The organism is Polyangium jinanense (genome assembly GCF_028435265.1).
GTDB classification, from domain to species: Bacteria; Myxococcota_A; Polyangia; order Polyangiales; family Polyangiaceae; genus Polyangium; species Polyangium jinanense.
The window spans coordinates 19,564-41,082 of the sequence record NZ_JAGTJK010000073.1 but is presented as its reverse complement, the minus strand read 5'-3'; the positions used below and the strand labels follow the sequence as shown (position 1 = coordinate 41,082).

19 protein-coding genes and 2 pseudogenes are annotated in these 21,519 nt (G+C 68.5%); 12 read left to right on the top strand and 9 right to left on the bottom strand.

Going from position 1 to position 21,519, the window contains the following annotated elements:
* Positions 1 to 287: 287 nt before the first annotated feature.
* Positions 288 to 776 carry an LptA/OstA family protein gene (locus KEG38_RS50035; protein WP_272428009.1) on the bottom strand — a complete coding sequence of 163 codons (489 nt, stop codon included), beginning with the start codon at positions 774 to 776 and terminating at the stop codon, positions 288 to 290.
* Positions 777 to 793: 17 nt separating this feature from the next.
* Positions 794 to 1,138, bottom strand: a complete 345-nt coding sequence (locus KEG38_RS50030) for a sigma-70 domain-containing protein (RefSeq protein ID WP_272428008.1) — start codon at positions 1,136 to 1,138, stop codon at positions 794 to 796.
* Positions 1,139 to 1,319: 181 nt separating this feature from the next.
* Here KEG38_RS50030 and KEG38_RS50025 point away from each other — a divergent pair, with 181 nt between their 5' ends.
* The 5 genes from KEG38_RS50025 to KEG38_RS50005 all read left to right on the top strand — a co-directional run bounded on the left by KEG38_RS50025 (position 1,320) and on the right by KEG38_RS50005 (position 7,457).
* Positions 1,320 to 3,563, top strand: coding sequence for a DVUA0089 family protein (locus KEG38_RS50025; RefSeq protein ID WP_272428007.1), 2,244 nt, complete (start codon positions 1,320 to 1,322; stop codon positions 3,561 to 3,563).
* Positions 3,564 to 3,573: 10 nt separating this feature from the next.
* Complete coding sequence (locus tag KEG38_RS50020; RefSeq protein WP_272428006.1) at positions 3,574 to 4,755, top strand: hypothetical protein; 1,182 nt, start codon at positions 3,574 to 3,576, stop codon at positions 4,753 to 4,755.
* An 11-nt stretch (positions 4,756 to 4,766) separates the two neighbouring features.
* Positions 4,767 to 5,624, top strand: a complete 858-nt coding sequence (locus tag KEG38_RS50015; protein ID WP_272428005.1) for a protein kinase domain-containing protein — start codon at positions 4,767 to 4,769, stop codon at positions 5,622 to 5,624.
* Positions 5,625 to 5,638: 14 nt separating this feature from the next.
* Positions 5,639 to 6,805, top strand: coding sequence for a cystathionine gamma-synthase (locus tag KEG38_RS50010; protein WP_272428004.1), 1,167 nt, complete (start codon positions 5,639 to 5,641; stop codon positions 6,803 to 6,805).
* Between the two features lie 106 nt (positions 6,806 to 6,911).
* Positions 6,912 to 7,457, top strand: a complete 546-nt coding sequence (locus KEG38_RS50005) for a hypothetical protein (protein ID WP_272428003.1) — start codon at positions 6,912 to 6,914, stop codon at positions 7,455 to 7,457.
* A 62-nt stretch (positions 7,458 to 7,519) separates the two neighbouring features.
* On the opposite strand, the gene KEG38_RS50000 is transcribed toward KEG38_RS50005, so the two are convergent.
* Together KEG38_RS50000 and frr are read right to left on the bottom strand one after the other, a co-directional pair.
* Complete coding sequence (locus KEG38_RS50000) at positions 7,520 to 8,347, bottom strand: Stp1/IreP family PP2C-type Ser/Thr phosphatase (protein WP_276074878.1); 828 nt, start codon at positions 8,345 to 8,347, stop codon at positions 7,520 to 7,522.
* Positions 8,348 to 8,572: 225 nt separating this feature from the next.
* Positions 8,573 to 9,130, bottom strand: coding sequence for a ribosome recycling factor (gene frr, locus KEG38_RS49995; protein ID WP_272428001.1), 558 nt, complete (start codon positions 9,128 to 9,130; stop codon positions 8,573 to 8,575).
* 222 nt (positions 9,131 to 9,352) lie between these two features.
* Here frr and KEG38_RS49990 point away from each other — a divergent pair, with 222 nt between their 5' ends.
* Together KEG38_RS49990 and KEG38_RS49985 are read left to right on the top strand one after the other, a co-directional pair.
* Positions 9,353 to 10,804, top strand: a complete 1,452-nt coding sequence (locus KEG38_RS49990; protein ID WP_272428000.1) for a sigma-54-dependent transcriptional regulator — start codon at positions 9,353 to 9,355, stop codon at positions 10,802 to 10,804.
* 166 nt (positions 10,805 to 10,970) lie between these two features.
* The gene (locus KEG38_RS49985) at positions 10,971 to 12,182 is read left to right on the top strand and encodes a hypothetical protein (RefSeq protein WP_272427999.1); all 1,212 of its coding nucleotides are present in this window, start codon (positions 10,971 to 10,973) and stop codon (positions 12,180 to 12,182) included.
* A 799-nt stretch (positions 12,183 to 12,981) separates the two neighbouring features.
* On the opposite strand, the gene KEG38_RS55910 is transcribed toward KEG38_RS49985, so the two are convergent.
* The 3 genes and pseudogenes from KEG38_RS55910 to KEG38_RS49975 all read right to left on the bottom strand — a co-directional run bounded on the left by KEG38_RS55910 (position 12,982) and on the right by KEG38_RS49975 (position 15,309).
* Positions 12,982 to 13,260, bottom strand: a complete 279-nt coding sequence (locus tag KEG38_RS55910) for a sigma factor-like helix-turn-helix DNA-binding protein (protein ID WP_272427998.1) — start codon at positions 13,258 to 13,260, stop codon at positions 12,982 to 12,984.
* A 44-nt stretch (positions 13,261 to 13,304) separates the two neighbouring features.
* Positions 13,305 to 13,520: pseudogene (locus tag KEG38_RS56285) on the bottom strand (RNA polymerase sigma factor); the annotation flags it as partial.
* 961 nt (positions 13,521 to 14,481) lie between these two features.
* Complete coding sequence (locus tag KEG38_RS49975) at positions 14,482 to 15,309, bottom strand: tetratricopeptide repeat protein (RefSeq protein ID WP_272427997.1); 828 nt, start codon at positions 15,307 to 15,309, stop codon at positions 14,482 to 14,484.
* A 541-nt stretch (positions 15,310 to 15,850) separates the two neighbouring features.
* On the opposite strand from KEG38_RS49975, the gene KEG38_RS49970 reads away from it, so the two are divergent.
* From KEG38_RS49970 to KEG38_RS49955, 4 genes are all read left to right on the top strand, one after another.
* Entirely contained in the window at positions 15,851 to 16,678 is an 828-nt protein-coding gene (locus tag KEG38_RS49970) for an immunity 49 family protein (RefSeq protein WP_272427996.1), read from the top strand.
* A 149-nt stretch (positions 16,679 to 16,827) separates the two neighbouring features.
* Positions 16,828 to 17,307, top strand: coding sequence for a hypothetical protein (locus tag KEG38_RS49965; protein ID WP_272427995.1), 480 nt, complete (start codon positions 16,828 to 16,830; stop codon positions 17,305 to 17,307).
* Between the two features lie 312 nt (positions 17,308 to 17,619).
* Positions 17,620 to 17,952, top strand: a complete 333-nt coding sequence (locus tag KEG38_RS49960; protein WP_272427994.1) for a hypothetical protein — start codon at positions 17,620 to 17,622, stop codon at positions 17,950 to 17,952.
* Between the two features lie 20 nt (positions 17,953 to 17,972).
* A complete protein-coding gene (locus tag KEG38_RS49955) occupies positions 17,973 to 18,101 on the top strand; it encodes a hypothetical protein (RefSeq protein WP_272427993.1) in 129 nt (42 codons plus the stop codon).
* Between the two features lie 28 nt (positions 18,102 to 18,129).
* Here KEG38_RS49955 and KEG38_RS49950 read toward each other — a convergent pair.
* Together KEG38_RS49950 and KEG38_RS49945 are read right to left on the bottom strand one after the other, a co-directional pair.
* Positions 18,130 to 18,555 (bottom strand): annotated as a pseudogene (locus KEG38_RS49950) (transposase); the annotation flags it as partial.
* Between the two features lie 370 nt (positions 18,556 to 18,925).
* Entirely contained in the window at positions 18,926 to 19,249 is a 324-nt protein-coding gene (locus tag KEG38_RS49945) for a four helix bundle protein (RefSeq protein WP_272427992.1), read from the bottom strand.
* Positions 19,250 to 19,702: 453 nt separating this feature from the next.
* Between KEG38_RS49945 and KEG38_RS49940 the strand changes: the two genes are divergently transcribed.
* Entirely contained in the window at positions 19,703 to 21,505 is a 1,803-nt protein-coding gene (locus tag KEG38_RS49940; RefSeq protein WP_272427991.1) for a DUF885 domain-containing protein, read from the top strand.
* Positions 21,506 to 21,519 lie beyond the last annotated feature (14 nt).

Below are 21,519 nucleotides of genomic sequence, written 5' to 3'. Positions count from 1 at the left end.
CGGACCCCGACCAGGGGTTGTCCACCCCTGGACCCGGACCAGGGCAAGCCCTGGACGCGGGGCGACAGCGCGCGATGCGCGCTGTCGACAGGGAAAACGTCACTACGAGGTACGGCAGCGCTGCTGTCTCAGCTGGCAAAGTCGTCGTGGGTCTTGCCACGGCCTGTTCGATGAACTGCGCATCGCGCAGTTCATCGACCCCGAGTCCAGCGCTTGCGCTGGTCCGGGGTGAAGGGGGCGGACAGCCCCCTTCTGGGGTGCGGGGCAAAGCCCCGCGCAAGGTCGCGTCACTTCTTCTCCGACCCCTCCGGCACCGGCAGTGCGCCTTTCACCTCGGAGAGGGACACCTTCAGGCTCACGAGATCGATCGTCGCCTTCTCCGCGCTGATCCACCCTGCCCCTCGCTGAAGACGCACCCCTCCGCGTAGCGAGAGCATTTGCTTGCCGAGGTCGATCTCCACCTCGGGCGCCTCCGCGTGCACGCCTTTCACCTCCGCGACGACCCCGCCCGTGCCTTTCGCCCAGGTCACGTTCGGCACCTCGTCGTACCGCACCTCCACGCGCGGCGCGCGCACCACGAGCCCGCCCTTCGTCAGGCGCACGTGGCCTTCGAGCACGGCGCGCTTCGCTGCGATGTCGATGTCGAGCTGATCGGCGGAGAGTTCCACCGCCTCCTTCGGCGGCGGCGCGGCTTTCGGAGATTCGGCGAGCGATCGAGGCGCGATCGTCGTCGCGAGCAGCGCGAGAGCCAAGGAGAGGCGCGGGCCAAGCGGCACGGCCTCACTCTATCAGGCTAGTAGCTCCGGACCACGCGCGGCGAGACCCCACGCTCGAGCGCGCGACGCACGACGTGCGCCGGGTGCCCCGAAGACAGGGCGATCTCCGCGATGGTCGGGTTCCGCCCGAGCGTCGTGCGGAGAGAGCGCGCGGCGCCGAGCACGCGCTTCATCACCAAGACCTCGTTTGCGTCGATCGGCTCGCCGACCACGAGGCCGAGGGCCTCCAAGCGATCGACGATGTGGTCGACCTCCTCGTAGGAGACGCCACGCGGGCCGATCACCTCCGCGATGTCGTTGAGATCGACTCGTCCCGACCGGTGATGACGAGCGAAGAGCTCGTCGATGATGCTCTGGATCACGGGGCGCACGCGACGGTCTTGGCACGTCCGCGCGCCCTCTGCACCCGAACGGAGAGAGCTTCGCTCGTGCGCGGACGTTGCGTCAGCCCGTCGGCTACCGTAAGCGTCTGTCTGCTTGGCGCGCCGAACGGCCGCGCCGGAGTGTCCTTTCATCTCCTCCGCAGTGCACGAGGAACCACCGATGAAACAACGCCGCCGTATCTTCTTCCCGACCTCGCTCGCTTCGATGACCACAGGCCTGCTCCTCGCCGCCGCCATGCTCCAGGGCTGCGCCACGAGCACGACAAAAGGCGGCGAAGGTGGAAATGACGGTGGCTCGGGCGGCACCGGAAATGTGGGCGGCGAAGGCGGCTCGGGCGGCCTCGGCGGCATGGGCGGCCTCGGCGGCATGGGTGGCGTCGGCGGCATGGGTGGCGTCGGCGGCATGGGCGGCGTCGGTGGTACGGGCGGCGTCGGCGGCGAGGGTGGCGCTGGTGGCGCATCGTCGTCGTCGTCTTCTTCGTCGTCCTCGTCGAGCGGCACGGGCGGCGCGGGTGGGTTCATGCCGCCCGTGGGCACGGCCGATTACCCGGCGGAGACGGAGCAGAACAACCTGCCCGCGACCGCGGATCCGCTCGCCGACGGGACCAAGGGGTTCACCGCGTCGATCTACCCGACGGGCGACATCGACGTGTTCTCGGTCGAGATCACCCAGGCCGGCTCGGTGCTCAAGGTGTCGACGGGCGACGGCATGGGCGGCTGCCCGGCCGGCGTGGCCACGCTCGTGCGTGTCTTCGGGCCGAGCGGCTTCATCGGCTCGGACACCAACAGCGGGGTCGGCGAGTGCTCGCAGCTCCTGCCTGCCCAGAACCCCGCGATGGGCAACCTCGCCGTCGGCACGTACTCCGTGCAGGTCGAGAGCGCGACGTTCTCGTCGCTGCCCTTCTACGTGGTCGACATCCAGGTCGTCGCGCCCGGCTGCGGCGACGGGCTCGTGCAGGCCGCCGAGCAGTGCGACGACGGGAACACGACCGCGGGCGACGGCTGCGCGCCCGACTGCAAGCTCGAAGGCAACTACCCGACCGAGGTGGAGCCGAACCAGCCGATGGCCCAGGCGAACTCGCTCGCCGGCGCGGACGGCATCGTCGCGGCGATCCAGCCCGTCGGCGATCAGGACTTCTTCTCGTTCGAGGTGACCGTGCCCGGCACCCGCGCGCGGATCGAGATCACGGACGGGCAAGGCAACTGCCCGAGCGGCTTCGACTCGAAGATCTACCTCTACGACAAGAGCGGGACGGAGATCGCGAGCGACGACGACGACGGCTTGGACTCGTGCTCGCTGCTCGATCCGACGCTGGACGCCGCGGTCACGAACCTCGCCGCCGGCAAGTACACGGTGAAGGTCGAGGAGTACAGCAACGACGAGGCGCAGCCCGGGTACGTGCTCCAGTACAAACTCACGCCGCCCGGCTGTGGCGACACGTTCGTACAAAGCGGCGAGCAGTGCGACGACGGGAACACGGCCGCGGGCGATGGCTGCTCGGAGACGTGCCAGCTCGAAGGAAACTACCTGAGCGAGACGGAGCCGAACGCGCCGAACAACCAGGCGAACTCGGTCGTCGGTTTCGACGGCGCCGTCGCGTCGATCATGCCCGCCGGGGATCAGGACTACTTCAGCTTCGACGTCACGGTGCCGGGCTCGAGCGTGTGGATCGAGGTGACGGACGGGTACGGCGGCTGCCCGGGCTCGTTCGACTCGAAGATCTACCTCTACTCGCCCTCGAACCAGCTGCTCGTGTCCGACGATCAGGACGGCGTGAACTCGTGCTCGCTCATCTCGCCCCTGCTCGACAGCGCCGCGACGAACCTGCCCGTCGGCAAGTACGTGGTGATGGTGGAGGAGTACCTGAACGACGGGACGCAGGCATCGTACGTGCTCAAAGTAAAGGTGTCGCCGCCGGGCTGCGGTGACGGCATCCTCGTGAGCCCGACCGAGCAATGCGACGACGGGAACACGACCGCCGGCGACGGCTGCGGCCCGACGTGCTTGGCCGAGGCGCCGTGGGAGATCGAGCCGAACGGCGACGTGGCCACCGCGACGCCTGCCTGGCCCATGACGACGAGCTGGCACGGGAAGATCGATCCGATCGGCGACGTCGACTACTTCAGCTTCGAGCTGCCCGCGGGCATGAGCCCCGTGCTGACCACGCACGTGATCGGCGACGTGAGCACCTGCGGCTTCGACACGCTGATCCAGCTCTACGACGCGAGCGGCAACCAGATCGAGGAGAGCGACGACGACGGCCCAGGGAACTGCTCGCTGCTCAACAAGTCCATCTACCCGGCGGTCAGCGGCCTGCCGGCCGGCACGTATTACGTGGCCGTCCACGACTACAGCGACAACGACCCGATCGCGGGATACGAGCTCAGCCTCACGTTCGAGTGATGCGGGGGTCATGCGCCGCGCGTCGTCCTTCGTCGTGACCGCGCTGCTCCTCGCGGGCTGCAGCCCCGAGGAGATGGTGAACCCCGCGGGCGCGCGGATCGAGGGCTACCGAGAGGTGGTCCCGTTCGCGGCGCCGCCCGCGGGGGTCGAAACGCAAAACGCGAACAACAACCTCGACGTCGTGCGGCACGAAGGGCGCGTCTACCTCGCGTTCCGCACGGCGCCGAGCCACTTCGCGAGCGCGGAGACGGTCCTCTACGTCGTGTCGAGCGAAGACCAGGAGACCTGGCGCTACGAGACGCACGTGGCGATGGGCACGGATCTTCGCGAGATGCGCTTTCTCTCGCTCGAAGGGAAGCTCGTCCTCTACTTCGCCGTGCTCGGCTCGAACCCGCTCGACTTCGAGCCGCAGGGCATGATGGCCATGACCTACGAGGGCGGCGCGTGGAGCGAGCCCGCGCCGCTCTACGAGCCGGGCTTCATCCCGTGGCGAGCGAAGAGGATCGACGGCGCCGCGTACCTCATCGGGTACGTCGGCGGCGAGAACATCTACGACTTCGACGGCGAGCCGATCCGGATCCACCTGCTCCGGACCGAGGACGGGCTCACGTTCGAGCCGCTCGTGCCCGGACGCCCGGTGGTGCAAGAGGGCGGCGGATCCGAGACGGACTTCGTCCTCCTCGCCAATGGCGATCTCGTCGCCGTCGAGCGCAACGAGGCCGGCGACGCGCTCGGCTTCGGCTCGAAGATCTGCCGCGCGAAGGCCGCCGATCTCGGCGCCTGGGACTGCAAGCCCGACAAGAAGAAGTACGACTCGCCGCTGCTCTTCCGGAGCGGCGACGACGTCTGGCTCATCGGCCGGCGGAACCTGACGGAGACGGGGAACTTCGATCTCGATCGGGACGATCTCTCGCTCGCGGATCAGGCGGGCGTCTACGCGGTCGAGTACTCGTTCCAGCCGAAGCGCTGCTCGCTCTTTCGCGTCGATCCCGAGACGTTGACGGTCGCGTTCGAGCTCGATCTGCCGTCGCGCGGGGACACCTGCTTCGCGTCGATCGTGCCCGCGGGCGAAGGCGCGTACGACGTCTACAACTACACGAGTCCGCTCGACGGCGACGACGAGCCGCGGTGGATCGACGGGCAAGGCGGGCCGACGCTCATCTATCGAGTCCGGCTCGACGTGCCACGCTAAGGATCACCGACGTGTCGTTCCTCGCGCCAAAAGGGACGGAGTTCGTTCGCCTGCTGGGCGGCGGGAGCGTGTTCGAAGTGGCCCTCGTGCGCGAGGGGGAGCGCGAGCTCGTGTGCAAGCGGCTCGTGCCACGCGCGCTCGCCGCGCGGGAAGGTCGCGTGGCGATGGTGCGCGAGGCGCGGCTCCTGTCGATGATCGAGCACCCCGCGCTGCCATCGCTCGTGCGCGTGGGGAACGACGCGCGCGGGCCGTTCTTCCTGGAGACGTTCGCGGCCGGGACGTCGGTCGAAGCGCTCGTGCGCGGGTGGCAAGAGCGAGGCGCGCGGGTGCCGCGGACGCTCGTGCGGCACGTGGCGATCGAGGCGCTCGGAGCGCTCGCCCAGATCCACGCGCTCGCGGACGAGGCAGGGTCGCTCGACGTGGTGCACGGAGACATCGGCCCCGCGCACGTGCTGCTCGGTCCGCTCGGCGAAGCGCGGATCGTGGACCTCGGGGCCGCGCGGTTTCGTGGGCTCGAAGCCGAGCTCGAGACGAACGATCGCGGCACGTTGCCGTACGCCGCGCCGGAGCTCGCGTCGGGCGCGGCGAAGCCATCCCAAGCGACCGACGTGTACGCGATGGCCGCGACGCTGCTCTTCCTTGCGACGGGCGAGCGGCTCTGCGAGGCCGACACGGAGGCCGCGATGCTGGCCGAGGTCGCGACGCGTGGGATCCGGCGCGAGCTCGTCCTCTCCGCGGAGGCGTTCGAGGCGACGGAACGCGAGGCGCTTTACGAGGCGCTCGATCCGGATGCGTCGCGGCGGCGCGCGTCGGCGCGAGAACTGTGCGACGTGCTCGCGCCGGTGCCACGTGCGCGGGACCTGCGCTAGAGTCGCGCAGCCACATGAAGAACAAGGACGCGCCTTTTCCGGTTTCCCTCGACACCCTCGCCATTCACGCCGGTCAGGAGCCCGATCCGGTCAGCGGAGCGGTGATGATGCCGATCGTGCTCGCCAGCACGTTCGCGCAGGAGAGCCCGGGGGTGCACAAGGGCTACGAATACTCGCGCAGCGGCAACCCCACGCGCCGCGCGCTCGAAGCGTGCCTCGCGGCCCTCGAAGGCGGCACGCACGGCTACAGCTTCGGGAGCGGGCTCGCGGCGACGACGACGCTGCTGCACACGCTTTCGCCCGGCGCGCACATCCTCTGCGGCGACGACGTCTACGGCGGCACGTTCCGCCTGATGGACAAGGTCATGGGCCCGATGGGCCTCTCGTCGAGCTTCGTCGACATGCGCGATCCCGCGGCCGTACGCGCGGCGATCCGGCCCTCGACGCGCCTGCTCTGGATCGAGACGCCGACGAACCCGATGCTCAAGGTCTTCGACATCGCGGCGCTCGCGAAGGTGGCGCGCGAGGCGAACATCACCTTCGTCGTCGACAACACGTTCGCCACGCCCATGCTCCAGCGTCCGCTCGATCTCGGCGCGGACGTGGTCGTGCACTCGGTGACGAAGTACCTGAACGGGCACTCGGACGTCGTCGGCGGAGCCATCGTGACGTCGAACCCGAAGCTCGCGGAGCGCATCGGCTTCCTGCAGAACGCGATGGGCGGCGTGCCGAGCCCGTTCGACTGCTACCTCGTGCTGCGCGGCTTGAAGACGCTGCCCGTGCGCGTGCGTCACCAGAGCATGGCGGCGCTCGCGCTCGCGGAGCGGCTCACGCGTCATCCGCGCGTCGAACGTGTCCACTACCCCGGGCTCGCGTCGCACCCGGATCACGCCGTGGCGGCGCGGCAGATGCGCGGCGGCTTCGGCGGCATGATCTCGATCGAGGTCGCGGGGGGTCTCTCGGCGGCGCGGACGATGCTGGAGCGACTGCACGTGTTCTCGTGCGCGGAGAGCCTCGGCGGCGTGGAGTCACTCGCCGAGCACCCGGCGATCATGACGCACGCGTCGGTCCCCGAGGAGACGCGCAAGGTGCTCGGCATCTCCGACGGCCTCGTGCGGCTCTCCGTGGGGCTCGAAGCGGTCGACGATCTCTGGAAGGATCTCGAACACGCGCTCGGCTGAGGACGAGAACGCGGGGCGTAACCGATGCTACGCCCCGCAAGGCAAATGCGGTAGAACCTGGGGCGACGGCGCATCGGCGCGCCGCGGAAACCCAGGGAGAACTTCCATGCTGCGCGTTGCCTGTCTTGCTTTCCCGCTCGTCGCGTTCGCTTTGCTCGGCGGTTGCAGCGACCCCGTGCCCCCCACGCCGCAAGGCGCGTTCAACGTCCAGTTCACGAAGACGGGCGCGAGCTGCCCGATCGCCTCGCACAGGTCGGAGGTCGGCACGATCAGCGCCTCGACGAAGACGGCCGTCGTGATTGACGGCGTGGAAGGCGCGAAGGTGACCTGCTCGGTTTCGGGCACGGGGCCGTTCAACGTGAGCGCGCAGCTCGTGCTCGGCAGCGACGGGATCAACCTGTCGATCCCCGCGATCAACGTGGGCGCGACGGAGATGAGCCCGGCCGCGGGTTCTCTCGCGTTCTTCTCGGACCGGACGGCCGGCGACGCGTTCAGCTCGTCGAAGTGCAACTTCTACTTCAAGGAAGGCACGGGCGAGGGCGTCGCGTCGGGCAAGCTCTGGGTCTCGTTCGAGTGCCCCGAGATCATCGAGTCGACGAACACGTGCGGCATCTCCGAGAGCCACCTGATCCTCGAGAACTGCGATACGTGACGCTCACCCCGAGCCCCTCTCCCCGCGGGGAGAGGGGTCGAGAGGGGGCGTGATGCCGACGCTCAGCGCTCGTTGTCGTCGCCGACCGTGACCGCGATGCGATGCGCGGGGACCTGGAGCGTGGGCTCGTCGCCGTACTCCACGTCGTCCTGGAGGAAGCGGATCGCCAGCACGGTGATGTTGTCCTCGCCGCCGAGCTCGTTCGCCTTGGCGATGAGGCGCCTGCACATCTCGGACGTGTCCTGCGAGGTCGCGACGATGTCGCGGATCTGCTCGTCGGTGAGCATGCCCGAAAGGCCGTCGGAGCAGAGGATGTAGACGTCGCCGAGGTGCGGCTCGTCGCTCATCAGGTCGACGGCGACGCTGTCCTGCATGCCGAGCGCGCGCGTGATCACGTTGCGCGGCAGCTCCGCCCGTTGCTCCTCGGTGAGCTCGGGCATCGCCATGAGGTAGTCGTTGATCAGCGAGTGATCCCGCGTGAGCTGCTGGATCGTACCGCCACGGACGCGGTAGGCGCGGCTGTCGCCGACGTGGCCCACGTAGAGGCGGTTGCGCCTGCGCGAGAAGACGGCGCTGACCACGGTCGTGCCCATGCCGGCGCACTCGCGCGAGCGAATGCTGCGCTCGAAGATCCGCCGGTTCGCGACCATGATGCCGCTGAGCAGGCGGTTTTCATCCTCGGTCAGGTTCGCGTCGAAGTGGATCGGCCAGGTCGCGTCGTCGTTCGCCGTCGAGCGGAAGAACTCGGTGATGGAGTCGGTCGCGAGTCGGCTCGCCACATCGCCGGCGCGATGGCCCCCCATGCCATCGGCGACGATGAACAGATCGTACTCCAGGAGGACAGCGTAGCTGTCCTCGTTGTGATCGCGCTGGAGACCGACATCGGTCATCCCGGAAGCAAATGCGCGCATAAACCTCGGCAACCTGGGACCGGGTCAAAACCGACGATTTTCACGGTTTCACGCAGCGTTTCCGCTGTCAAGCCGTCTTCCTCGCTCGGGGCAAGGAAGGCGCGCGTCGCGGGTCCGCCGCGGAGCGGCAAGCGCGTGGAGCGCCCTTTATCTCGGCTGCCTTGGGCCATGCGTTCCCCCTCCTCTCGTTGCGTCCGGAGACGCCTACACCTCCAGGATGTCCTTTTCCTTGTGAGCGATGACGGCGTCGACCTGCTTGATGCCCTCGGCGACCACGTCCTCGATCTTCTTCTTCGCCCGATCGGCGTCGTCGCCGCTGACCTCGCCGTCCTTGTCGAGCGAGTCGACGAGCTCGTTCGCGTCCCTGCGGTGCTTGCGGATCGCGACTTTCGCCTCCTCGCCGTTCTTCTTGGTCAGCTTGACCATCTCCTTGCGCCGGTCCTCGGTGAGCGCCGGGATCGGGATGCGGATGAGATCGCCGTCGACCTGCGGGTTCAGGTTCAGGTCGCTCTCGCGGATCGCCTTGTCCACGGCCTTCACCTGGTTCTTCTCCCAGGGCTTGATCGTGATGAGGCGAGGCTCGGGCACGCTCACCGTGGCCATCTGTTGGATGGGCGTCGGGACGCCGTAGTAGTCGACGCGCACGCCGTCGAGCATCCCCGCGTGGGCGCGGCCGGTGCGCACGCGCGCGAGATCTCGGCGGAGCGCCTCGATGGATTTCTCGATGCCATCCTGCAAGTCCTTGAACACGTCTTCCAGCATGCCGTCTCTCCTCGGTCTCGTGCGGCGGGGGCGAGCTTAGCTCTCTTTTGTGCAGGAGGGGGCAGTTGCGGAGGGGCTTTGCACACGGAACCGCGGAAACAGGGCGGCCCCGACGGACCCCGACGGCCGAGGCCAGGCAGCCGGCTCCCAGAGTTCCGCCGGAGGGGCGCCCCTGCCCGCTGCCCCGGGGCGGCCCTCCGTAGTAGGTGTAGGGGAGGCGCCATGCGTGACCTCGACTGGAAGAGCTTCGACGTCCTGGTCGTGGACGACGAGCAGGACAACCTCGACGCCTTCCGCTTCGCCTTCCGCAAGACGTTCTCGCTCCACTACGCGCTCGGCGGGACGCAGGCGCTCTCGGAGCTCGCGCGGCTCGACGCGGCGCTCATCGTGACCGACCAGCGCATGCCGGGCATGAGCGGGCTCGAGCTTCTGCGCCGCGCCAAGCAGATGCGGCCCGACGCGCTCGGGATCCTTCTGACAGCGTATGCGGATCTGCCCGTGCTCGTCGACGCGCTGAACTCGGGCACGGTCTACCGCTACGTGCAGAAGCCCTGGGACGGCAGCGAGCTCGCCGCCATCCTGCGCCAGGGGATCAGCGTGTTCGCCACGATGCGCGAGAACAAGCGGCTGCGAGATCAGCTCGCGCACTACGCGGGCTACCTCGAGCGCGAGCAGCGCGACCCGATCGACTTCGGCGAGCTCATCTGCAACTCCGCCGCCATGAAGGAGGTCTCGACGCGCATCGGCGAGGTCGCTCCGACCTCGACACACGTGCTCGTCGAAGGTCGGGTCGGCGCCGAGAAGGAGATCGTGGCGCGCGCGATCCACATCGGATCGCCGCGCGAGGAACGGCCCTTCGTCAAGGTCACGTGCGCGGCGTTCCGCGGCGAGGCGCTCGAACGGGAGATCTTCGGCTACCGGCGCGGCGCGTTCGAGGGCGCGACCGCCGATCGCGTCGGCCGCGTCGAGCTCGCGCACGGCGGCACGCTCTACCTCGAAGATCCCGGTCCGCCGACCGCCGCCTTGCAGGCGCGGCTCGCTCGCTTGCTCGCGACAGGAGAGGCCGAGCGCGTGGGCGACGCCGAGTCGCGCAGGCTCGACGTGCGCCTCGTCGTCTCCGTCACGCCCGACCTCGACGAAGCGTGGGGCCGCGACGTCTTGCCCGAGCTCGCCTCGCGCCTCTCCGTCTTCCCGATCCGCCTGCCGCCGCTCAGCGAGCGCCGCGAGGACATCCGCCCGCTCGCCGAGCACTTCCTCCGCAAGTACACGCGCCGCAACACGCGCGCCGCGCGCGCCCTCTCGCACGGGGCGTTCGTGAAGCTCGAGGCCTACGCCTTCCCGGGCAACGTGCGCGAGCTCGAGAACGTCGTCGAGCGCGCGGCCATCCTCGCGCGGGGCGACGTGATCCAGCCGGAACACCTCGCGTTCGTCCCGCCCGTGCCCGCGTGGGAGAAGACGTCGACGTCACCTCCGTCGCAGCCCACGGCGCCCGTCGAGTCCGAGACGGGCTCGCGACGACAGAACCTCGACTCGCAGCTCGAAGAGATCGAGCGGCGCGAGATGCTGGCGGCGCTCGAGCGATGCGGCGGCAACAAGGCCGAGATGGCTCGCTTGCTCGGCGTGCAGCGGACGACGCTCTACTACCGGCTGAAGCGGCTCGGCATCGACGTGTAGTGCGTGGAGAACGGAAGCCCCCCGCGTCGCGGGCGAACGCGGGGAGACGCCTCGGCTGAACCGCCTCCGAAGAGTTGACGGATCCTCCGCGCCTGCGCGATGATCGCGTGGTTTCCCGGTTTTTCCGGAGCGCCGCCTGGGCGCGCGAAGAGGACGACGAGAGGCGATGGCTTTCTGGAGCACGGCCGATGTGGAGCTCGTTTCGCGCGTCGTCACGGCGATGACGAAGAACGATCGTCGCGTGCGGGGCAAGCTGACCTTGCACTTCGCGGAGGCGCAGACCCAGGGCAACGCCGACGACGCCGCCGATCGATGCGCGACGCTCGCCGAGGAGCTCTTCGGCGAGGCCGACGATCACGAGCAGCTCATCGGCGCCGAGGCCGAGCTCGTCGCCGCGCTACGTCTGCGCCTGCCGCCGCGGTTCCCCGCGATCCGCTCGCTCGATCTCGCGGCGCTGCACGTCGTCGGCGATCCGGGCACGTCGGCTGCGCTCCGGCGCGCGTCGACCACCACCATGCGTTCCGTGACCGGGCCCGTCTCCACGCCCGCGCCGAACACGACGCGTGGCCACGCCTCGCCCTCGTCCACGCCCCCGAGCGGCGGCGATTCTTCCTTGGGAAGCTTCCGCGTCGCGCAGCTCGGGGGCTCGCCTTCGAGCACCTTCCGCGGGCCGGTCTCGAGCTCCGGGCCGGCGAGCGGGCCCGTTTCGACGTCGGGACCTCGCTCGTCGTCGCCGCCGACGCGGCGGGGCACGCTCGGCCGGATGCGCGCGATCATGCCGGGCATGATGCTCGCGCCCGGGGCGCCGCCCGAGGCCATCGGCCAGGCGCTCGCGCCCTTCGTGCGGGACTGCGCCGGCCGCATCCTCGTCGGCTTCCTCCGCGGCTACGACCTCGTCGCGATGCGTGGACTCGCGCTCGAAGAAGGCTCGGCCGAGATGCTGGCCGCGCTCGTTCCGGTCTCGGATGCGCCCCTCGGCGGGTACGAAGCGAGCCGCACGGCCGAGCTTGCGCGCTGGCAAGCTGCCTTCGGCGAGGGCGTCTTTCAGCGCGTGCGCCGCGAGAGCCAGGTCGCGGCCATCTACCTCGCGCACATGGCGCTCGGCCGGCTCGGCGTACCGCCCAGCATCGACTTGCCCATCCTGCAGGAAGCCGCGCCTTCGGCGTTCGGCGGCGAGCGCGGCACGGTCCTCGAGATGTCGCGCTACGTCTCGGTCCCTGCGGAGAGCTTCGTGCCCGCGCTCTGCCAGCACCTCGTCGAAATCGTCGGCCACGGTGACGCGATGCAACTCGCGGCCGCGCTCGCCCCGCTCGTCACGTCGGTCGAGGAGGACATGGCCATCGCCGCGACGTTCGCCAGGGACGCGTCGGGCGTGTAGCGGCCCTGCGGTTCGCCGCTAGCGTTCGGCTCGTCCGCCTTCTTCCTGCCCTGCCGTTCGTGCAGCGTCCTCGGCAGCCGCGGACTCGCGTTCGACGTCGACGTGCTCGCCGTGGTTGCCGGCAACGGCTGGGGGCTTGGTCGACATGCTCGCCGCGCTTGTCGGCAACGGCTGGGGTCCTTGTCGACATGCTCGCCGCGGTTGCGGGCAACGCCTGGGGTCCTTGTCGACATGCTCGCCGTGGTTGCCGGCAACGGCTGGGCTCCTTGTCGACGTGCTCGCCGCGCTTTGCCGGCAACGCCTGGGGTCCTTGTCGACATGCTCGCCGTGGTTGCCGGCAACGGCTCGGGTCCTTGTCGACATGCTCGCCGTGGTTGCGGGCAACGCCTGGGGTCCTTGTCGACATGCTCGCCGCGCTTGTCGGCAATGGCTGGAGTCCTTGTCGACATGCTCGCCGTGGTTGCGGGCAACACCTGGGGTCCTTGTCGACATGCTCGCCGTGCTTGTCGGCAACACCTGGGGTCCTTGTCGACATGCTCGCCGTGGTTGCAGGCAACGGCTGGGGTCCTTGTCGACATGCTCGCCGTGCTTGTCGGCAACGGCTGGGGTCTTTGTCGACATGCTCGCCGTGTACAACATACGGCAGTATGTGAAGGGAGACCCTTCAGCGCTTGCCGCCCTGATTCCCAAGGAACCGCGCGAACGGCTCTCGCGGGCTGAGCTCATTGCGCTCGCAGTGCCATAGCAACGGCTGGACGGGCTATCGATTTTGCAGCGTGAAAACAGGAGCGCCAGCGCGTCAAGCGAGCGCGAGCGTCTTCAGGTGCTCCCGGGCGAGATGCAGGCGGCCGTGGACGGTCTTCGTCTTGAGCCCGAGCGATCCGGCAATCTCCTGGATCGAGCGGCCCTCCAGGTACGGCAGCACCACGGCGCGGATGCGGGGTCGGAGCTTGCCGAGAAATCGCTTGAGCCGAAACATTCCGTATGTCGCCTGCACGAGCAGCCCGGTCGAATCCGCTCCTTCCTGCTCGGCGAAGTCATCCGCGAGCCCCGCGAAGACCTCTCGCTCGTGACGCACCAGGGCTCGGTGATTGCGTGCGTGGTTGAGCCGATCACCAGGAGCCACGGACGCGCCTGCTCCGGCGTCACAAGGCGCGAGAGGTTCCGCCACGCCGTGATGAAGACCTCCTGCAAGACGTCCTCCACGTCCCGGGAAGGAATGAACTGTCCGAGAAGGAGACGGCGAAGGAAGTCGCGGTGTTCGAGGTAAAGGCGCCCGAGGAGGGCGTGCGCCGCCGTAAAGTTTGCCGGCGGAGGATGGACGAGTATCGTGCTCACAGCTTGTGAACTCCAGTCCGTTGGGGTTTGCAGGTGAGACGCCGGTCGGTGTTGAGAGCGCCGGCTGGCGTCGCTTGTTTTGTCTCACAGGTTGGGGGAGAAGGAAATCCATAAATGCGGAGATTGGTTCGTCTTGGAAGAACCGGGATCCGCTGGGATTGCGTGACAGGGCCGCGGGAATGAGAAGGTGATCGTGGGATCGCTGCCGCTGCCGCTGCCGCTGCCGCTGCCGCTGCCGCTGCCGCTGCCGCTTCCGCTGCCGCTGCCGCTTCCGCTGCCGCTGCCGCTCCCGCCTCCGCTTCCGCTTCCGGAGGCCCTCACCCGTCGTAACCCGATGGTTCTGCGTCCTGCTGACGGCGGATCGACCCCGTTGGCGCACGTTCGTGCCACTTCCCGCCCCGTGGCCGCCCTTTGGGGCGTTCCCGGAGCCGATCCGCGTACGGCGCTGCTCGCGGCTCATCCAGAGCGAGATCACGGCCGCTGCGGCTGGGGAAGATCACCCGTAGAGTCGGAGCTCACGTACTCTTGTCAGGCGGCCGATAGTTGGGGGAAGAGTAACGATCTGTTCTCGCTCTGGCCCCGTCAGCCCTGCAAGCGGCTCCAGTGTCTCTGCGCCCGTCGCGATCGCGGACTCGACGCCATCGACAACGCGACGCCACGCGTCGCACTGGGTGTCTTGCACTTCATCGTAAAGGACGGGCAATCGTCTCCCATGCTTTGGCCCCCTTAGGTTGAAGCACTGACACGTGGGGGGTCCTCCAAAAGGGCGAACTGGCGGGTCGGCCTGAAAGAGTTTCATACGACGTTTCCCTTGCGGTCTCGTGCCCGCCCAACGCCTTGCAGGTGTGCTGCCGGGCGCCGTGCTGAGCGGAGCGAGGCATGGCGCACCGTCATGCACCACCCGCTTGTTGTGCCGCAGGGTCTTGTCTGGGCGCCCGCAGTTGCCGAGAGCGAGCCACGCTTACCGTGGCAAAGCCCCCGGCCACTCAGAGTATGAGTGCAGCAGCGTGAGGCAAGCCGCCTCATCCCCTTTGTCACAGAGATTCCGGAAGAGTTCCTTAGCGCGTGTATCGTCTCTGGGCACACCCCGACCCTCGGCATACGCGACCCCGAGATTGAAGCAGCCCGCTGCCTCCCCACCGTCGCAGCCTTTGCGGTAGAGTCCCGCGGCGCGCGTCTCGTCCTTGGTCACACCCCGGCCTTTCTGGTACAGGCGTCCGAGGTTCACGCAGCCGGCCGCGTTCCCACGGTTGCAGGCATTGCCAAAGAGTTCCACGGCGCGCGCCGCGTCCTTGGCCGAGCCCCAGCCTTCCTCGAGCAGGAAGCTGAGGCTCACGCAGCCGGCTGCGTTCCCGCGGTTGCAGGCATTGCCAAAGAGTTCCGCGGCGCGCGCCTTATCCGTGGCTAGGCCCCGGCCGTCGGAGCCCCAGCCTCTGTCGAGCAGGTGTCCGAGGCTCACGCAGCCGTCCGCATTTCCGCGGTCGCAGGCCTTACCAAAGAGTTCCGCGGCGCGCGCATCGTCCCCGGGGAGATCTCCTCCAGACGTGTACATCACGCCCAGCGCATGGCAGTCGGCAGCGGAGCCCGCCTCGCAGCTTTTACTCAGCCAGATGGCACCCGAATCGGCTTCCATGGCGGTCACGGGCGGAGATGCTGGGGCGCAGGCGTTGCACCAGGCCGCGAGCGCCACGAAGCACGACCAGGACACTGCAAACAGGTATCGATTGCCCTCGCGCTCCGCGGGACTGCTGCACTTCTTATAGCGGCGCACAACAAGAAACTTCCTCATATCCGGCATCACCCCACAGCAGCACGGCGGACAACCTCCACGCCGCACCGCCCTCCCGAGCACGGCGCCAAGCGCGACGCCGCCCCACCGACATCGAGCGCACCGACCTCCTGGGCCCTCTCCACCGCGTCGCAAAGGCACTCGCATCTACCCCTGCGCATCGCCGCATCCCTGCGGTCTCCTCTCCTCCTCCATACTTCCAGATCCGACCACCTCTACGGTCCCAGCCAACACGCTCCACCGGCCACCTGTCAACCCAGGCGGCCGCCTCGAGCGCTCAAACATGAACGACACCGGACCACCCCGCCCCCACTCGACCGTCACAAGGCGGGGGACGTCCTCATTCACGCGTTTCGCGCCGGGGCCCTGGGGCGGATCAGCCTCGAGCGCCCTGACGACGGGTGACGCTCCTCGCCGGCGACGGTGTGATCGCGCGAGAGATCGGTGGCCTCCGAGGGAAGAAACGGCTATCCGACACGCATCACTCCGCTCGGACGCGTCCCTACCCTGGGTCGCCCCTCGAGCACGGGATCAGAGACGAATGGCACACATCATCCTGCCTCACACGATCGCGAACGACCGCCTGGAAGAGGCGAGAGGATTTCGCCGGCGGATCGGGGCGAACCTCGGGGCGTCCGCCAGTCGCGGGCCGTTCTTGCCGACGCTCGCGGCGTTCGCCACGGACGTCGCCGGTACGCTCCTCACCGTCGACGCCGAGCCGACCGAAGGGGTCGAGTGGCTCCGGCGTTCCGCCCGCGCGAGCGCGCTCTTCTTCGGTCGCGTGGTCTTTCCCGACCGCGTCGTTCCGATGGAGATCACGGTCGACGTCATGGTGGGCGCGGTCAACCCGCCGCCTCCATGGCAGGAGGCCACCGCGCGCGCGTGGGTCGACGCCATGTGGTGCACGCTGGCGATCGCGGACGGCACCGCGCACGCGTGGCTCACGAACATCCCGGAGAGCGCGCTTCTCCAGATCGGCGTGCAGACGGCGAAGCTCGATGAATACTTCTTTCCGCTCGCCGAGACCCTTCGCGCGGTCGCGACGCGCAGCGGCCATCACGGGAAGGAGCTCATTCGCACGCTCGAGGCCATGCCGAATGCCGCGCGCGCCTCGTCGCGGCTGGAGCGGATCGACGAGCCGGCTGTCCGGACGCTCTTCGCGCTCCTGGAAGGAGACCAGCCGGGCTACACGGAGTCGCTCGTGGCCTTGCTCGAGTCGCACCGCGCGTACGCGGAGGCCCTGGCGAGCGCTGGACCTCGCACCTTGCTCTCCCTACCGGCATGCGCTCTCGAGCGTCTTGCCCGTTCCCGCGGCATCGTGTCCGGCGTCGTTTCGGCGTATGCGCCGGAGCTCGTCTTCACCGCGTGAATCGGTCTGCCCTCGCGATGCGGAAATGGTCTCCTGCGATGAACCGCTCGCCAGGCACGCGGGGTCGTGTGCGTCGCACGCTCGCTCTCGCTGCCGCTCCGTGGTGGCTCGCGTGTAGCTCCACGTCTGCGGAGCCCCCGCGCGATCCGGTGAAGGTTCGCGTCGAACGGCCGGCTGTCTCCGGCGTCGCGCCGCGCCCGAGCGACCTCGAGAGCACGGAGCTCCCGCCCTCTTGCGGTGAGCTCGAGCTCGAGCGCGTCGCGCTCGTCGCCTCGGGGAAAGGCGAGCGACACCCGGCGATGGTGCGCGTCGACGGCGCGCACCGCGCGTGCGGGCACGACGCCGACGCGGACCGGCGGGCCTGCGCGGCCGTGCGCCGGAGAGTCCTGGTGGACGAGGCCGCCGGCTACGGGCCCCGGCATCCGAGGGCCGTCGCCGCGAACGCGCAGCTGTCTCTCTGCGCGGCGTGGGAAAGCGCCGCTGGCCCGGACGCGCCCCCTCCTCCGCGACCGACGAGTCGAGACTGCGCGCGATGGCGTGCCGAGCAGGCCGAGCTGCGCGCGAAGGGGAAGGGCGAGCGCCACCCGGACGTGCTCGCCGTCGAGGCGAAGCTCGCCATGTGCTCGTAGCGAAGCCAGTCACTGGTTTCGCTTGATCACGTGATAGCCGAACGGCGTCTCCACGGGAGCGGATAGTGGTTCCAAACGGGTTCTCGAAGACAGGCACAATCGCCACGTCGCAAAAAGTGGACGTAACACCCGATCCAAGATCCGCTCTCCTCCGCGAAATACTACGTTATTTCGATCAGATAACAGCATGTCGAGGCGATATGCCTCGATCCTCTGAGCCGGTGCTGGGAAGACGCTACCAGGGTGGCTCAGCACCATGAACGCGAAGCCCCCTCGTCATGGAAGACGTTCGGTGCTAGACGCTTCGCCACCATGACGTACCGAGAGCAGGATGCGGGCCGGGCGGAGGAGGAAGCGCAGGCGGCCGCAAGGGCCGCAGAGGAGACAAAGCGCTTCGCCGAGGCTCTCCGGACGCCTCGACGCAGTCCGCTCTCGTACTTCAAGTCGTGGCGTGCGCAGCGATTCATTGCGACGATGCTCGGCCTCGTCGCGTTGGGCGCCGGGTACAAGGTCTTCGGATGGAATCTCGAGCGGTTGATGGAGTACGGGCTTTACATCTTTGCGGTGGGCGGCAGTGCGCTGCTCCTCTTCGTCTTCGGATTAGCCGGCGTGCGCGCTCTCCGCGAACGCCTATCGAGGCGTTGAGATCGCGACGTGTTCGGGTGATGCCGCTCTTGCCGACGCTGGCTACGGTCATGGGCACGAAAGGCGCTCACACCCGGTTGCGTTTCATCGTCGGCGGCGTGCGCGTCGACGGCTGGATCAGCAACAGCGAGAACGCCTTCGGCGGGTGATCTTCCCCCGCTTCCGTGGACAAACCCACTATGCCGCAAGAGCGGCAACTTGTGCACGTAATTCGAACTCGACGGGACTCAGGTACCCGAGGTACGAGTGCCGCCTAGCGTGGTTGTAAAAGCTCTCGAGGTAGTCACCGATCGCAGTTGTCGCCGCATCCCGCGAGGGGTAGCGGGTAGCATCGACCAGCTCGGCCTTGAGGGTGGCGAAGAAGCTCTCGGCGACGGCATTATCCCAGCAATCGCCGACGCGGCGCATGCTCGCAATGATGCCCTTCTGGCGCAGTTCGTTGCAGTAATCCTCGCTGGCGTAGGGACTACCGCGGTCTGAATGGTGCACGAGCCCTGGCGCGGGTTTGCGAGCGTGTAGCGCCCGCCGAAGAGCCGCGAGAGCGAGCGCGCGATCGTTCTGCTCGCTCATCGCAAAACCCACCACGCGCCGGGGGAGCGAGTTGACGAGGTGTACCTGGTGCGGACGTTCGACGCGTCCCCGGCTCTTTCGAGCCGCACGCGCCCGTCAATCCTGCCCCACCGAAGCCCCACACCAGCACGCCCAGCATGACCGCGCGGCTCCTCGTCATGGCTTGCATGGTGTACTGAGTCGCACGTTCATCGGCTGGGCGGAAACGGAAAACCAGCCAGGGGGCTCGCGATACGCCCGTGAGCCGAGCGTCCCATGATGGTCACTGGGTCGGCGGGTGCCGGCCGGAGCCGCGGCAGCGGTACACGATCAGATTTCGCTTGCCGCTTCCGCTTCCGCGTCCGCTGCCGCTTCCGTTGCTGGGGGAAGGCGTGCCGCCATGGGGGACGGCACGCCTCGGTCATTACCGGCGTGTGAGGCGGTGCAGGGTAGCTACGATACGGTCCAGTGTGTCGAGCAGGGCCTCGTCCACGTTTTCAATGTACCCGAGTGCATCGGCTACTTCCAGGCACGCGCGCACCTCCGCCGCCGAACCCATGGCCGTGTGCCAACGCGCGCGTTCGTTCCTTCCCTGCGAATACGCGCCCTCGCTCAGATTCAATGCGACGCTCGTCGCTGCCCGCCGAATCTGATACCCGAGATTCGGATCCTTGGTCCCGATCCGCTCCATCACCGGCCGCAACATCTTGAGCATCTCGATCGCCACGCCATAAACCCTGAGTGCCATTGTTTCCTCCGTATCCCCGACCGGGGACCCCTGACCCCGGCCCGCGCGCGGAGGAAGGCGAAAGGCTGCGAGGCTTTGCCTCGCACCGCGCGGAGCCGCGCGGAGCCGCGCGCAGCGAAGCGAGCACGGCGAGCACGGCGAGCACGGCTTGGCCTTTCGCCTTCCGAGCACGCGGGCACAATCGACCTCCCCGGACGAAAACAAAGAACAACCGTCCAAACCACCGGAAGCGGAAGCGGAAGCGGAAGCGGAAGCGGAAGCGGAAGCGGAAGCGGAAGCGGAAGCGGAGGCGGAAGCGGAAGCGGAAGCGGAAGCGGAAGCGGAAGCGGAAGCGGAAGCGGAAGCGGCAGCGGCAGCGGCTCCGGGCCGTTTCCGTTCCCTCCGCGCTCGCAAAAGGCTAGAGCGTCGATCGTGCTCCCCGCGTCCGCCCGACGTCTCGTTGCGATCGCCGTCATGTCCACCACCTCCACCGTTTCCTCGCTGTCGTGCTCTCCTGCCGGGGGAGCGCCGCCCATCCAGCCTGAAGGAACCGCCTCGGCGAGCAGCGCGTCCGCGCCGGGCCCTGTCGATCCTCCGGCTCCGCCCGACGCGCCCGATCGCACCTTCGCCGCGCTCTCCGAGCGCTTTTTGAAGGGCTACCTCGCGCGCGAGCCCGTCGCGGCCACCGAGGCGGGCGAGCATGCGCACGACGCGCGCTGGCCCGATCGCAGCGAGGAAGGCGAGGCCGAGGCCCGCCGCTTCTACGTCGGCCTTCTCGACGAGCTCGGCCGGATCTCCGTCGCGGCCCTCGACGCGCAGGGCCGCGTCGATCATGCGATGCTCGGAAACCAGCTCCGGTACGCGATCTTCGCGATCGACGAGCTGCGCGAGGCCTCCGCGAGCCCGCTCTACTACACGCGCCTCGTCGGCGACGGACTCGATCCGCTCGTCACGCGGAGCTTCGGCACGCCGGCGTCCCGCGCACGGAGCCTCGTGGGCCGGCTCGAAGGCATCCCTGCGATCGTCGAGGCCGCGAAGAAGCGGCTCGGCCGTCCGCCGCGCCTGCACACCGAGACGGCCATCGTGCAGAACCGCGGCCTCGTCTCTCTCTGCCGCGGTGACGTCCTCGCCCCTTACGCGAAACTCCCCGACGCCGCGCTCGTCTCCGAGCTCGCGGCCGCGAGCGAGCGGGCGGCCAAGGCGCTCGAGGACTTCCAGGGCTTCCTCGAAAAGGACCTCCTCCCCCGCAGCGACGGCGAGATCCGCCTCGGCCGCGCGCGCTTCGAGAAGAAGCTCCGTTACTACCTCGACGACGACGTCGACATCGACGCGATCGCAAAGGGCGCCCGCGCGCTGCTCGAACGCACGCAGGCCGAGATGGTCGAGACCTCCAAGGAGCTCTGGCCGACGCTCTTCCCGAAGCGCAAGCTCCCCACGACGACGACGCTCGTCGATCGCAAGCAGCTCGTGCGCGAGGTCCTCAACGCGCTCGGCGACGATCACCCGACGAACGAGACGATCGTCTCGGAGGCGCGTGATCTCGTGCAGAAGGCGACGGCGTTCGTCCGCGAGCGCGACATCGTGCGGGTGCCCGACGAGGTCTGTCAGGTCATCGAGATGCCCGAGTACCGGCGCGGCGTGTCCATCGCGTATTGCGACGCCTCGGGCCCGCTCGAGGAGCGCGCCGAGACCTTCTACGCGATCGCGCCCACGCCGAACGACTGGGACGACAAGCGCCGTCTCTCGTTTTACCGCGAGTACAACCGCAGCATGCTCGCCGACCTCACCGTGCACGAGGCGATGCCCGGGCATTTCCTGCAGCTCATGCACAACAACCGCTTCCCCTCGAAGCTCCGCGCCGTGTTTTCGAGCGGCCCGTTCGTCGAGGGCTGGGCTGTCTACAGCGAGTGGGTCATGGCCAAGCACGGCTTCGGCGGCCCGAAGGTGCGCATCCAGCGCGAGAAGATGGTGCTAAGGCTCGCGGTGAACGCGCTGCTCGATCACGGCGTGCACGCCGGCTCGATGACCGAGGCCGAAGGGCTCGCGCTCATGACGAACGAGGCGTTCCAGGAGGAGGGCGAGGCCGTGGGCAAGTGGAAGCGCGCGCTGCTCACGAGCGCGCAGCTCACGACCTACTATTACGGCTTCACCGAGATGATGAAGCTCCGCGCGGCGAACGAAGGCGCTCCGGGTTTCACGGAGCGAACCTTTCACGACAAGGTGCTGAGCTTCGGCTCGCCGTCGATGCGCCACCTGCGCGACCTCGTCCGGCCGTAGAAAGGAGCGAGCGC

Bases quoted from the DNA above. Each gene is read 5' to 3' on its own strand.
- KEG38_RS50025 (WP_272428007.1), top strand. From the start codon at position 1,320: ATGAAACAACGCCGCCGTATCTTCTTCCCGACCTCGCTCGCTTCGATG.
- KEG38_RS49990 (WP_272428000.1), top strand. From the start codon at position 9,353: ATGCGTGACCTCGACTGGAAGAGCTTCGACGTCCTGGTCGTGGACGAC.
- KEG38_RS49970 (WP_272427996.1), top strand. From the start codon at position 15,851: ATGGCACACATCATCCTGCCTCACACGATCGCGAACGACCGCCTGGAA.
- KEG38_RS49940 (WP_272427991.1), top strand. From the start codon at position 19,703: ATGTCCACCACCTCCACCGTTTCCTCGCTGTCGTGCTCTCCTGCCGGG.
- KEG38_RS49975 (WP_272427997.1), bottom strand. From the start codon at position 15,309: ATGAGGAAGTTTCTTGTTGTGCGCCGCTATAAGAAGTGCAGCAGTCCC.
- KEG38_RS50010 (WP_272428004.1), top strand. From the start codon at position 5,639: ATGAAGAACAAGGACGCGCCTTTTCCGGTTTCCCTCGACACCCTCGCC.
- frr (WP_272428001.1), bottom strand. From the start codon at position 9,130: ATGCTGGAAGACGTGTTCAAGGACTTGCAGGATGGCATCGAGAAATCC.
- KEG38_RS49955 (WP_272427993.1), top strand. From the start codon at position 17,973: ATGCCGCTCTTGCCGACGCTGGCTACGGTCATGGGCACGAAAGGCGCT.
- KEG38_RS49985 (WP_272427999.1), top strand. From the start codon at position 10,971: ATGGCTTTCTGGAGCACGGCCGATGTGGAGCTCGTTTCGCGCGTCGTC.
- KEG38_RS50020 (WP_272428006.1), top strand. From the start codon at position 3,574: ATGCGCCGCGCGTCGTCCTTCGTCGTGACCGCGCTGCTCCTCGCGGGC.
- KEG38_RS50005 (WP_272428003.1), top strand. From the start codon at position 6,912: ATGCTGCGCGTTGCCTGTCTTGCTTTCCCGCTCGTCGCGTTCGCTTTG.
- KEG38_RS49945 (WP_272427992.1), bottom strand. From the start codon at position 19,249: ATGGCACTCAGGGTTTATGGCGTGGCGATCGAGATGCTCAAGATGTTG.
- KEG38_RS49960 (WP_272427994.1), top strand. From the start codon at position 17,620: ATGACGTACCGAGAGCAGGATGCGGGCCGGGCGGAGGAGGAAGCGCAG.
- KEG38_RS50000 (WP_276074878.1), bottom strand. From the start codon at position 8,347: ATGACCGATGTCGGTCTCCAGCGCGATCACAACGAGGACAGCTACGCT.